Genomic DNA, 12,066 nt, shown 5'->3' on the forward strand with positions numbered 1-12,066 from the left:
ACCGCGTTTCGTTGAGCAGTCGCTTGGCCGCGACCCGACCATTTCCGTATTAGGTCAGCCCCCTAGGAAATCCAGAGAATACTACCCCTGAAATGGGTAGTCGAATGTCGTGCCTCAGACCAACCTGTGGACTGATACCGCGGTTACATCGATAGGCCAATTTCAGGCCGCGCGGGCGATAACCCGGTTCCGGCCGGCGTGCTTGGCCTCGTAGACCGCGCCGTCCGCCCGCTTGAGCAGGGTCTCGGGGGTATCAAGGTCGGTGACCGTGCTGGCCACCCCGACCGAGATGGTCACGGTCAGCAGTTCCTTGCCGCCCGCCACCCGGAAGGGCGAGCCGGCGACATGCAGCCGGATGCGCTCGGCGATCCGCTCGGCGTCAGCCAGGCGGGTGCCGGGCATGATCACCGTGAACTCCTCGCCGCCATAGCGGCAGGGCAGGTCGACGGCCCGGACATTGGTCGCCAGCCGCACCGCGAACTCGCGCAGCACCTCGTCGCCGGCGTCATGGCCGAAGCTGTCGTTGATCTTCTTGAAGTGATCGATGTCGATCATCAGGGCGGCCACCGGCTCGCCCCCCATGCTGGCCCGCTTCACCAGGGCTGCCAACTGGGTCTCCATGTAGCGGCGGTTATGCAGGCCGGTCAGCTGATCGGTGACGGCCAGCTCCAGCGAATGGTCGAGGTTCTGGCGCAGGAAGTCGGTGTAGCGCTTGCGCTTGATCTGGGTGCGGGCCCGGGCCGACAGCTCCTGCGGATCAATGGGACGGGTCAGGATGTCGTTGACGCCGATCTCCAGCGCCTTGACCAGCCGCGGCCGGTCGTCGGGATCGACGATGACCAGCACCGGCACGCCCCGACTCTGCTCGTCCGAGCGCAGAGCGGCGCAGAAGCGCAGGCCGTCGAAGGCCTTGGCGGCAGCGTTGACGATGATGATGTCGACCGGCCCGCGGGCGGTCTGCAGGGCTTTGTCGTAGTCGCTCTCGACCACGGGGCGATGCTCGACGGCCAGCTCGCTGGCGATCCGCTGCGACTGGCGCTCGTTGTCGTCGACGATCAGGATGCGGCCGCCAACCCCGCCCAGGCGGGCGGCGGCGCCGGCGATGACGCCCATGCGGCGACCCGATTCCTCGCGCTGGCGCAGTTCGTCGATGACCAGCTTCAGGCGGGTGAGGCTGCGCACCCGGGCGAACATCATCACATCGTCGATCGGCTTGGTCAGGAACTCGTCCGCCCCGGCCTCGAGCCCCTCGATGCGATCGGACCGGCCGTCGAGGGCGGTGACCAGCACGACGGGGATGTGGCGGGTTTCCGGATCTTCCTTCAACCGGCGGCAAACCTGGAAGCCGTCCATGCCGGGCATCATGACATCGAGCAGGACGATATCGGGCTTTTCCTTGGCGGCGATGGCCAGGGCCGTCGGCCCGTCGCAGGCGGTCAGCACCTCGTAGTACTCGGCCGTCAGCTTGGCCTCGAGCAGGCGGACGTTCGCCTCGATATCGTCGACTACGAGAATACGTGCACTCATCGCCCTACCCCAGGAAGCGGCGGATGGTGTCCAGGAAGTGGGACACCGAAATCGGTTTGGAGATGTAGGCCTCGCAGCCGCCTTCGCGGATACGCTCTTCATCGCCCTTCATGGCAAAGGCTGTTACGGCGATGACCGGAATATGGCTGAGCTCATCATCTTCCTTCAGCCATTTGGTCACTTCCAGGCCGCTGATCTCCGGCAGCTGGATGTCCATCAATATCAGGTCCGGCCGGTGCTCGCGGGCCAGCGACAGCGCGGACAGGCCCTCGCGCGTCTGAAGAGTTTCATACCCTTGCGCGTCGAGCAGGTCGTGGAAGAGCTTCATGTTGAGCTCGTTATCCTCGACGATGAGGACCTTCTTCGCCATCTAGCGTTGGACCTTAAGACCGGAATGCGTGCGAAATGGACTCACCTGAGTCCTTTTCCATGCAGCCAGATCGCACGAATATCCTTAAGCCTGCGCTAATCGTGACCACGCTCGAAACCCTCACCGCCGCTGAAGCCGCCCAGGCCGTCCCGGTCGATCCGGCGCGGCCGCTGCTGATCGTCGACGTCGACGAGGTGCTCGCCCACTTCATGCAGGGCTTCGAGACCTTCGTCGGCCGCCACGGCTACGAGATGCGGATCGACCGCTTCGCCCTGTTCCAGAACGTCTACAAGGTCGGCTCGCACGAGAGCGTGGACATGCCGACCGGCAAGATCCTGTTCGACGACTTCTTTCGCGACGGGGCCGACGACCTGGCGCCGGTGGACGGCGCGGCCGGCGCCCTGGATCGGTTGAGCGCCGAGATGACCGTGCTGATCCTGACCAACGCCCCCGATCACGGACGCGCCGCCCGCATGGGCTGGCTGCGCACCCACGGCCTGCACTATCCGATGATCATCAACAGCGGCCTCAAAGGGCCCATCGTCCGCGACCTGGCGGCCCGGACGACCGGCAAGGTCGGTTTCATCGATGACCTGCTGCCCAACCTGGAATCGGTGGCGGCCGACGCCCCGGAGGTTCTGCGCTTCCAGATGATCGCCGACGAACGCCTGCGGCCCTTCGCGCCGACGGATCCGGCCCGGCATGCCTGGGCCGACGACTGGGCGGGGATGGAGCCGGCGATCAGGGCCGGGTTGCTGGACTAGTCCTCGGTCGCTTTGAACCGCAACGGAATACGCACTGTTCGACCAGCTGTCGGAGTACCCGAGGCGGTCTCCAGCCCCAGTCGGAAATAGCGAGGCAGTTTCGCCACCACGCCAGCATAAGCATCAGGGGGCGGCGGACCAAGGACGATGCAGTCCGTCAACGATCCGTCATCCTGAACGCGGCAGACGAGGGTTACAGAGAAGTCGTCACGGTGCAGTTCATTTCGGAGGGACGCAGAAACCTCCTCCCCTGAGGGTTTGCGAACCCAAACAACCTCACCCGGGTCAAGCGGCCCAAGGCCTTGCATGGCTGCAAGCACAGAGAATATCACCGCGATCATGGCATTAGACTACTGACGTAATTTAACTTTACAAGCCATCCGTCGCGCCGCCTTTGGTTGTTATTTTACCACTTCCCTTGTTCGTTGACTCTGGTTCTGAGCCCGCGCCATAGTGCGGCCAACGCGGACCGAGCAGGTCGCGCACATGTCAGCTTTTCCCACTCGCCATTCTAACAGGCGCGCCCCTCCATCGCGCCGGGGGATCACCTATGTCCACGCCACAGACCGCCCAGGTCTTCATCACCAACACCACCGACGGCACGGCCAAGATCCAGCTGTGGCACAACAACAGTGACTACGGCACCGAGAGCGCGACCTGGACCGCCGCGCCGGGCCAGACCGTCGGACCGTTGACCGTGCATTTCAACACCGGTTGGGGCTCTTTCACCGTTCTCGACTACTGGGCCTGCGAGATCGTGGTCACCGGCGGATCGACGCCCGGCCGCTTCGAGAGCACAGGCATCCTGCAGTACTCCAGCTGGAAGGAATACCAGCTGCAGGGCAAGGACGCCGGCCAGAACCTGATGTTCACGGTCAGCAGCACCAGCTTCTTCATCAACCTGAAGTCCGGCGGCGGCTCGACGCCGATGAACCCGGTCGCGCGGCTCTCGGCCCAGGCCTGGCTGACCAACAACACCGGCGGCAACGCCACCCTGACCCTGTTCCACAACAACAGCACCGACGGCACCCAGAGCGCCACCTGGACGGCGGCGCCGGGCCAGACGGTGGGCCCATTGACCGTCTATTTCCGCGTGGGGCTGAACGTCGGATTCGTGCTCGACTACTGGGCGGTCAAGGCGGCGGTGAAGGACGGGCCGAACCCGGGCATCTATACCTCCAGCGGCTTCGCCAGCATCACCAACTGGAAGGAATGCCAGCTGCAGCAGGGGGACGTGAACCAGAACCTGCCGCTGACCGTCGATCTGAGCAGCTTCGCCATCAACCTGCCCTCCGGCGGCTGTTCGGCCGGCATGGTCAAGACCGGCCCCTACACGGTGATCGACAACGTCTTCGTGCTGATGCTGGAGAACCACTCGTTCGAGAACGTCTTCGGTCAGTCGGATATTCAGGGCATCACCCGCGCCCCGCCGGGAACGACCAACAGCTACGACAGCAGCAACTACCCCAACAGCCCCAACCCGGCCATCGTCCAGAACGATCCGGTCGGGCCCAACGCCCCGTTCGCCATGCCGACCGACCCAGGCCACGAGTGGTTCGATACCCTGGAACAGCTGCTGGGGCCCGAATGGGGCGTGCAATACACTGGGCCCAACAAGCAGACCCGCACGCCCTGGACCGCCTACAACCAGCCGGTGGTGAACACCGGCTTTGTCAGCAACTACGCCACGACGGTCACCGAGATCACCTCGAACAATCCCAGCAAGCCGACCTCGACCGAGTACGGCGATCCGATGCTGGGCTTCACCACCCAGACCGACCTGCCGGTGATCTATGCCCTGGCGACGGAGTTCGCGATCTGCGACTCCTGGCACGCTTCGGTGCCGGGACCGACCTGGCCCAACCGCTTCTTCGTGCACGGCGCCTCCTCGGGCGGCTGGGCCGACTCTCCCAGCAGCCTGCAGACCGTGGCCTGGGAAACGCCCGGCGGCGGCTTCGTCTATCCGAGCGGCGCATCGATCTATGACCGGCTGTCGGCGGCCGGGCTGTCGTGGCGGGTATATGTCGACGAGAACGGGCCGGTGTTCGGCGGCATTCCGCAGGTCGCGGCGCTGCAGGGCATCACCTACAAGGTCAACACCAACAATTTCGGCAGTTTCGCTCAGGACGTGCAGGGCCCCTACCCCTACGCCTACACCTTCATTGAGCCCAACTACGGCGACACCACCGGCGGCTCCTACGAAGGCGGCTCCTCGCAACATCCGATGGATTCGATGGCCGGCGGCGAAGGGCTGATCAAGGCCACCTACGAGGCGATCCGCAACTCGCCGCTGTGGGAACGCAGCCTGCTGATCATCACCTATGACGAGCACGGCGGCTTTTACGACAGCGTGCAGCCCCAGGCCGCGCCGCAGCCGAACGACGGCAGCCCGCAGGACCTGAAGATCAACGGCGGCGGCTTCCTGTTCGACTGGTACGGGGTGCGGGTTCCGGCGGTGCTGGTCTCGCCGCTGATCCCCAGGGGGGTGGTCGACAAGACCCTCTACGACCATGCCTCGGTGCCCGCGACCCTGGAGGCGCTGTTCGGCCTGCAGCCGATGACCGCCCGCGACGCCGCCGCCAACACCGTGCTGGCCCAGCTGTCGCTGACGACCCCGCGCACCGACTGTCCGACGGTCCTGCCCGCCGTCGCGCCGGAGCCGCCGCGCGCGGCCCCGCCCGTCGATCCGAATGCCCCCCTGCCGCAGGATGGAAACACCATCGGCTTCATCAGGGTGCTGGCCAAGACCGACGTCGATCTGGCGCGGGGCGATCCGGCCGAGGTGGCGGCGATCGAGGCGCAGGTGGCCGCGATCACCACGGTCGGCGAGGCGGAAGCCTATGGCCGCCAGGTCATCGCCAAGGCCGCCGCGGCCCAGGCGGCGGTCAATCCGGCCTCGACCGCGCCACCGCCGGCTCCGCCCCGGGCGGACTGACCGGGGCTAGTCCTTCTGCTCATGCCCGGGAAACGGCTCGGCGTTGAGCAGGCGGGCGAGGTGCGCCGCATTGTCGGCCACCATGGCGGCGGTCTTGGCCACCTTCTCGGGGGTCTTCTTCAGATCCTTGAAATCGACAGAGCCCATGGCTTCGCCGACCCAGTAGCAGGCGGCGACGGCGGGGATGGTGAATCCGACGTCGTTCAACGCCTGGAAGACCTCGGCCGAGGTATGGTGGGCGCCGTCCTCGTTGCCGACCACGGCGCAGACGGCGACCTTGCCGTAGGAGGGCATACGGCCCTGCTCGTCGGTCTCGCTCAGGAAGGCGTCCAACCGTTCAAGCACCCGCTTGGCGACGCTGCTCGGCTGGCCCATCCAGATCGGTCCGCCGAGGATCAGGATGTCGGCGGCGAGGATTTTCTTGCGAATGGCCGGCCAGTCGTCGCCCTTGCCTTCGTCGGAGGTCACGCCAGGCAGGACATTATGGGCGGCGACGCGGATGATCTTCGCGACCTCGACGCCGCAGCGTTCGAAGTCCTTTCGCATCAGGTCGAGAATGGCGTCAGTCGAACTGTCGCCGTCACGCTTGAGGGTGCAGTTGAGGGGTTGAGCCTTGAGCGCCATGGGTCGTCTCGCCGTTGAAGGTCGAGGTTAGACGCGCAGAGGCGGTTGGCTGTTCCCTCAGTCCTTCTTGCTCAGTCTGGCGACAAGGCTCGACGTATCCCACCGGTTACCGCCCAGAGCCTGCACCTCGGCGTAGTAACCGTCGACCAGCCTGGTCATCTCCAGCGTCGCCCCCTTGGTCACCGCTTCGTCGAGCACCAACCCAAGGTCCTTGCGCATCCAGTCGACCGCGAAGCCGAAGTCGAACTTGCCCTGCACCATCGTCGCCCAGCGGTTGTCCATCTGCCAGGACTGGGCGGCGCCCTTGCTGATGGCGTCGAACACCGCCTGCGGGTCCACCCCGGCCCGGTCGCAGAAGTGCACCGCCTCGGCCAGGCCCTGGACAACGCCGGCGATGCAGATCTGGTTGGCCATCTTCGCCAGCTGGCCGTGCCCCGGACCGCCAATGCGCTTGATGGCCTTGGCGTAGGCGCCGATGACGGGCTCCGCCTTCGCCAGGGCCGCCTCGTCGCCGCCGACCATGATGGTCAGCTGGCCGTTCTCCGCCCCCGCCTGGCCGCCGCTGACCGGCGCATCCAGGAAGACGCGGCCGGAGGCCTCGGCAAGATCGGCCATCTCCCGGGCCACCTTGGCCGAGATGGTGGTGTGGTCGACGACGATGCCGCCGTAGTTCATCGAATCGAGGATGTCGAAGACGACGCTGCGCACGTCGTCGTCGTTGCCGACGCACAGGGCCACGAGGTCGCAGGCGTGGACCGTCTCGTTCAGGGTCAGCCCCGCCCGACCGCCGTAGGTCTCGACCCAGCGCAGCGCCTTGGCCGGCGAGCGATTGTAGACACTGACCTCATGCCCGGCCCTGGCCAGATGGCCGGCCATCGGAAAACCCATGACCCCGAGGCCGACAAACGCGACTTTCATTCCGCGACTCCAACTAAAGGAAACACCATCTTAACGCGCCCGCGCGAGGTTGCCCCATCAAGGTTAAGCGGGGCGTACAGTATGGCGATCGGGGGCGACCGGCCGATCCTCATCAAGAAGGTGAAGAAGGTAGTCGGCGGGGGTCACCACGGCGGCGCCTGGAAGGTCGCGTACGCCGACTTCGTCACCGCCATGATGGCCTTCTTCCTGCTGATGTGGCTGATCAACACCACGTCCCCCGAGCAGAAGCGCGGCATCGCCGACTATTTCGCACCGGCATCCGTCTCGGCGACCACCAGCGGCTCCGGCGGCATCCTCGGCGGCACGGCGCTGGGCGAGGACGGCTCCAAGGCCAGCGGCTCGCTCGACATCGTCGAGGAACAGAGCCCGGAATCGAAGCCGCAGGAAAATCCCGACCAGAAGAGCGGCGGAGAGCTGTCCGAAACCAGCACCGACGCCCTGCGCAAGGAACTGGAAAAGCGCGACGCCGAGAATTTCGCCTCCGCCGCCCAGAGCCTGCGCCAGGCGCTGCAGGACATGCCGGAGCTGGCCGAGCTTTCCAAGCAGATCCAGATCGACATCACCCCGGAAGGCCTGCGCATCCAGCTGGTCGACCAGGAAGGCCGCTCGATGTTCAAGGAGGGCATGGCCGCCCCCAACGACCGGGCCCGCATCCTGCTGCGGGCCGTCGCCAAGATCGTCAACCAGCTGCCCAACCGGGTGACCGTGTCGGGCCACACGAGCTCCAACGCCGACGGCAGCCGCTCCAGCGGCGACTGGTCGCTGTCGGCGGCCCGCGCCGACCAGTCGCGGCTGATTCTGCAGGGGGCCGGCGTCGACGCCGACCGCATCTATCAGGTGTCCGGCAAGGCCAACTCCGATCCGCTGTATCCGGACGATCCAACTCTGGCGGGAAACCGACGCATAGCCATCGTGCTGCTGCGGGAAGCCCCCGTATTGCCTCCGGATCAGTAGATGAGACGCTCGAACCCCTTGCGCTGTTGGGGTTCATGCCCCCTAATCTCCGTCCAACGGCAGAGCGCGCAAGGCGGGCTCGAAGGGTTGGGCAGGCGAGTCGCGTGACGCATCATTTTCCAGCTTCGGGGAGAATGCGGTTCTTTCTGACCGCCGCGTCGCCCTGCCCCTACCTTCCGGGGCGTGAGGAACGGAAGGTCTTCGCCCACCTTCCCCAGGCCGACGGCGCCGCCATCAACGACAGCCTCACCCAGAGCGGCTTCCGCCGCAGCCAGAACATCGCCTACCGTCCGGCCTGTGAGCTGTGCAACAGCTGCACTTCGGCCCGCATTCCGGTGAAGGACTATGTCTTCACCCGGTCGGAGCGGAAGGTCCTGCGCCGCAACGAGGACCTGCGCCGTCACGTGGTCGAGGCCGAGGCGACGACCGAGCAGTTCGACCTGCTGCGCCGCTATCTGCTGACCCGCCACGCCGACGGCGGCATGGCCGAGATGACCTGGCCCGACTATGTGGCCATGGTCGAGGACACCACGGTCCGCACCCACATCGTCGAGTACCGCACCCCGTCGAAGGACCGCGGTCCCGGCGACCTGCTCGCCTGTGTGCTGATTGACGTGATGGGAGACGGCCTGTCGCTGGTCTACAGCTTCTATGATCCGGACCTGGCCAAGCGCAGCCTGGGCAGCTTCATCGTGCTCGACAACCTGATCCAGGCGGCGATGAACGAGTTGCCGCACGTCTACCTGGGCTACTGGGTGCCGGGCAGCGAGAAGATGACCTACAAGGTTCGCTTCTCGCCGCTGGAGATCCTGCGCCCGAACGGCTGGGGCCTCATCTCCGCTCGCGAGGTCGCCAGAGCCGAGGCCATCCTGGAAGCCAACAAGGCGGCCAAGGGCCCGGATATGCCGAAGCTGGGGCGCAAAGAGCCCCAGCTGCCTCAATAAATGCGTTGGGGTTAGCCCCAGGGGCCGGACACCGCTTCGGGTTCCGTCAACGGCAGATCCTGGCCGCCGGCATATTTCACAAGCGCCTCGATCCGCTTCTCGATCGGCGGATGGCTGGCGAACAGGTCCATGACCCCCTCCTTGCCGTCGTCCAGGAACATGGCCCGGATCGAGTCCGGGCCGTCGATGTGGGCCTTGCCGCTGATCTTGCGCAGGGCGCCGATCATGGCGTCGGGGTTCTTGGTCAGCTCCACGGCCCCGGCGTCGGCGACGAATTCACGGGTGCGCGACAGCATCATGCGGATGACGATGGCCAGGATGTAGCCGATCGCCGCGGCCGCGAAGGCGATGATCAGCAAGAGCCCGGCGCCCTTGTTCTTGTCGGAACTGGAGCCGATCCGGCCGAAGCGCATCCCCCGGAACATCACCTCGGCCAGCAGGGTGATGATGCCGGCGAACACCGCGGCAATGACCATGGTGCGGACATCCTTGTTGAGGATGTGGGTTAGTTCATGGGCCAGCACGGCCTCGAGCTCGGGCCTGGTCAGCGTCAGCACGAGGCCGCGGGTGACGGTGACGCTGTACTGCTTCTGGTTCAGGCCGGTGGCGAAGGCGTTCAGGGCCTCGCTCTCGATGATACGCAGGGACGGCATCGGAAGGCCGCGTGAAATACAGAGGTTTTCCAGCAGGTTGTAGAGCTCAGGTTCATCCTGCCTGCTAACCGGCCGCGCGCCGGTCGCCAGGTCGATGATCGTTTGGTTGGCGAAGTAGGCGATGGCGAACCAGACGATCGAAACCACGACCGCCAGCGGCAGCGAGACGACGAGCAGCTGGGTGGCGCGGGCCAGGTCCCCGGCGACCGACCCGCTCGAGGGCAGCACCCCCGCCCCCATCAGCCCGACCGTCAGGGCCCAGATCAATCCGGTCAGCAGGACGGGGAAGCCGACCAGCAGGACCGCCGACCGCGTGTTGTTGGCCTGGATGTGGGTGTAGAGGCCGACGGGCCCCATGGGATCAGAACTTCACGGCGGGCGCGGCGGCGTCCATGGCGGCGCGGCTGTCGCTCCCCACGTCATACAGGGTGCGATCCTTGCCGAAGCCGAACATCCCCGCGAACACCACGGCCGGGAAGCCGCGCCGGGCGGCGTTGAACTCGGTCACGGCGTTGTTGAAGAACCGGCGGGCGGCGGCCAGCTTGTTCTCGAGATCGGCCAGCTGGTCCTGCAGGCTCAGGAAGTTGGTGTTGGCCTTGAGGTCCGGATAGGCCTCGGCCACCGCGAACAGCTGGCGCAGGGCGCCGCTCAAAGCACCCTCCGCCTGCACCTTCTGATCGACGGTCGTGGCGCCGGCGGCGGCGTTGCGGGCGGCGATGACCGCCTCCAGCGTGCCCTTCTCATGGGCGGCGTAGCCCTTCACCGTCTCAACCAGATTGGGAATCAGGTCCTGCCGCTGCTTCAGCTGAACGTCGATGTCGGCGAAGGCCTGGTCGGCGCGGGCGTTGAGCGCCACCAGCCGGTTGTAGACCCCGATGATGATCAGGCCGAGGACGGCGATGATGACGACGATGACGATCGTGGCGCCCATGGTGTTCCTCGCAAGCGACTGCCGCGACGCTAGCCGATTGGTCAGCCCACGCAACCCCGGCCGACTTCCCAAATTGGGGCGCTTACTTCGATGGATCGACCAGGGCCGCATAGATCAGCTGCTGGCTGACCTCGTCGAGCCGAAGCACCCCGCCGCCGCCCAGCACCTGGATCATGCCCAGCACCACCACGTCGTTCTCCGGATCGACCCAGAACCAGGTGCCGGCCGCCCCGCCCCAGCTGTAGGTGCCCTTGCCCGCCGGCGTGCCGGCCGCGGCCGGGTCCATGACGACGCCGAAGTCGAGGCCGAAGCCGACGCCGGGCCCGAGCGGCTGCTTGGCCAGTTGAGCCTCGGTCAGGTGGTTGGCGGCCATCAGCCTGATCGTCGAGGGACTGAGGATGCGCACCCCCTCCAGCTCGCCGCCGTTGCCAAGCATCTGGGCGAAGCGGGCGTAGTCGCCGAGGGTCGAGACCAGACCGCCGCCGCCGTTGGCCGCTGTCGGCGGCTTGGTGACGTCGAGCACCATGAAGCCCTCCGCCGGCACGACGACGCCCTTCTCGCGGTCGTACATGTAGAGGCTGGCCTGCCGGGACCGCTTCGCCTCCGGCACGTAGAAGGCAGTGTCCTTCATGCCCAACGGCTTGAAGATGCGGCTTTCCATGAAGTCGGGCAGCGACTGGCCCGACAGCTTCTCGACAATATAGCCTTGGATATCGACGGCGATGGAATAGCGCCACGCCTCGCCCGGCTGGCTGGCCAGCGGCAGGTTGCTGGCCTGGACCATTACCTCATGCAGGTCCTTGGAGCTCAACAGGCCACTGTCGCGATAGGCCTTGTCGACCGGGTTGTCGGTGGTCAGGCCGTAGGCGAAGCCCGCCGTGTGGCTCATGATCTCGCGCATGGTTGGCGAGCGGCTGATCGGCTCGAGGATCGGCTGGCCCTTGGCGTCGACGCCCTTGTAGACCCTGAGGGTCTTGAACTCCGGCACGTATTTGGTGACCGGCTCGTCGAGCTTCCAGCGGCCCTCCTCGTACAGGATCATCATCGCCACGCCGGTGACCGGCTTGGTCTGGCTGTACATCCGGTAGATCGTGTCTTCCTTCAGCGGCGCCCCGGTGGCCAGGTCCGCCTTGCCGTAGATCGACTGGTGCACGACCTTGCCGTGGCGGGCGATGTAGGTGACCACGCCAGGCACGGCCCCGGCATCGACCAGCGCCTTCATGCGGGCGTCGAGCCTGGCCAGACGTTCGGAGGAAAAGCCGAGCGACTCGGGCCTGGCGGGCGCGGCGGCGGCCCTGGCCTGCGCCAGCGCCGGCGTGGCGACCTGGCCGGCCAGCAGTGCGCCGACGGCCAGGGCCGCCAGCAGTGATTTCCTGAACGTCATCGCTATCCCCTGCCCCGTATGCCTTTGCGGCTTTGGGCAGG

Annotated in this window: 11 protein-coding genes; 4 read left to right on the top strand and 7 right to left on the bottom strand. The window is 66.2% G+C overall.

Annotated features, from left to right (window positions below; genetic code table 11):
* Positions 1 to 162: 162 nt before the first annotated feature.
* The gene (locus O5I81_RS12725; RefSeq protein WP_271065254.1) at positions 163 to 1,527 is read right to left on the bottom strand and encodes a PleD family two-component system response regulator; all 1,365 of its coding nucleotides are present in this window, start codon (positions 1,525 to 1,527) and stop codon (positions 163 to 165) included.
* 4 nt (positions 1,528 to 1,531) lie between these two features.
* Positions 1,532 to 1,897 (bottom strand): response regulator, encoded by a 366-nt coding sequence (locus tag O5I81_RS12730; protein WP_271065255.1) that lies wholly within the window; start codon positions 1,895 to 1,897, stop codon positions 1,532 to 1,534.
* Positions 1,898 to 2,067: 170 nt separating this feature from the next.
* On the opposite strand from O5I81_RS12730, the gene O5I81_RS12735 reads away from it, so the two are divergent.
* Together O5I81_RS12735 and O5I81_RS12740 are read left to right on the top strand one after the other, a co-directional pair.
* Positions 2,068 to 2,661: a hypothetical protein gene (locus O5I81_RS12735; protein WP_271069024.1), complete on the top strand. Its 594-nt coding sequence runs from the start codon at positions 2,068 to 2,070 to the stop codon at positions 2,659 to 2,661.
* A 550-nt stretch (positions 2,662 to 3,211) separates the two neighbouring features.
* Positions 3,212 to 5,596, top strand: a complete 2,385-nt coding sequence (locus O5I81_RS12740) for an alkaline phosphatase family protein (protein ID WP_271065256.1) — start codon at positions 3,212 to 3,214, stop codon at positions 5,594 to 5,596.
* A gap of 6 nt (positions 5,597 to 5,602) precedes the next feature.
* Here the strand turns inward: O5I81_RS12740 and O5I81_RS12745 are convergent, their stop codons facing one another.
* Positions 5,603 to 6,220 (bottom strand): flavodoxin family protein, encoded by a 618-nt coding sequence (locus O5I81_RS12745; protein WP_271065257.1) that lies wholly within the window; start codon positions 6,218 to 6,220, stop codon positions 5,603 to 5,605.
* A gap of 57 nt (positions 6,221 to 6,277) precedes the next feature.
* Positions 6,278 to 7,138 (bottom strand): NAD(P)-dependent oxidoreductase, encoded by an 861-nt coding sequence (locus O5I81_RS12750; protein WP_271065258.1) that lies wholly within the window; start codon positions 7,136 to 7,138, stop codon positions 6,278 to 6,280.
* A gap of 81 nt (positions 7,139 to 7,219) precedes the next feature.
* Between O5I81_RS12750 and O5I81_RS12755 the strand changes: the two genes are divergently transcribed.
* Together O5I81_RS12755 and O5I81_RS12760 are read left to right on the top strand one after the other, a co-directional pair.
* Positions 7,220 to 8,113 (top strand): flagellar motor protein MotB, encoded by an 894-nt coding sequence (locus O5I81_RS12755; RefSeq protein ID WP_271065259.1) that lies wholly within the window; start codon positions 7,220 to 7,222, stop codon positions 8,111 to 8,113.
* A gap of 104 nt (positions 8,114 to 8,217) precedes the next feature.
* Positions 8,218 to 9,057: an arginyltransferase gene (locus tag O5I81_RS12760; protein ID WP_271065260.1), complete on the top strand. Its 840-nt coding sequence runs from the start codon at positions 8,218 to 8,220 to the stop codon at positions 9,055 to 9,057.
* Positions 9,058 to 9,068: 11 nt separating this feature from the next.
* On the opposite strand, the gene O5I81_RS12765 is transcribed toward O5I81_RS12760, so the two are convergent.
* The 3 genes from O5I81_RS12765 to O5I81_RS12775 form a co-directional block, all read right to left on the bottom strand.
* Positions 9,069 to 10,067, bottom strand: a complete 999-nt coding sequence (locus O5I81_RS12765) for a M48 family metallopeptidase (RefSeq protein WP_271065261.1) — start codon at positions 10,065 to 10,067, stop codon at positions 9,069 to 9,071.
* A gap of 4 nt (positions 10,068 to 10,071) precedes the next feature.
* A complete protein-coding gene (locus O5I81_RS12770) occupies positions 10,072 to 10,641 on the bottom strand; it encodes a LemA family protein (RefSeq protein ID WP_271065262.1) in 570 nt (189 codons plus the stop codon).
* An 82-nt stretch (positions 10,642 to 10,723) separates the two neighbouring features.
* The gene (locus O5I81_RS12775; RefSeq protein WP_271065263.1) at positions 10,724 to 12,025 is read right to left on the bottom strand and encodes a serine hydrolase domain-containing protein; all 1,302 of its coding nucleotides are present in this window, start codon (positions 12,023 to 12,025) and stop codon (positions 10,724 to 10,726) included.
* Between the last annotated feature and the right edge of the window lie 41 nt (positions 12,026 to 12,066).

Origin of the sequence: Caulobacter sp. NIBR1757, assembly GCF_027912495.1 — a bacterium.
In the GTDB taxonomy this organism is placed as follows: domain Bacteria; phylum Pseudomonadota; class Alphaproteobacteria; order Caulobacterales; family Caulobacteraceae; genus Caulobacter.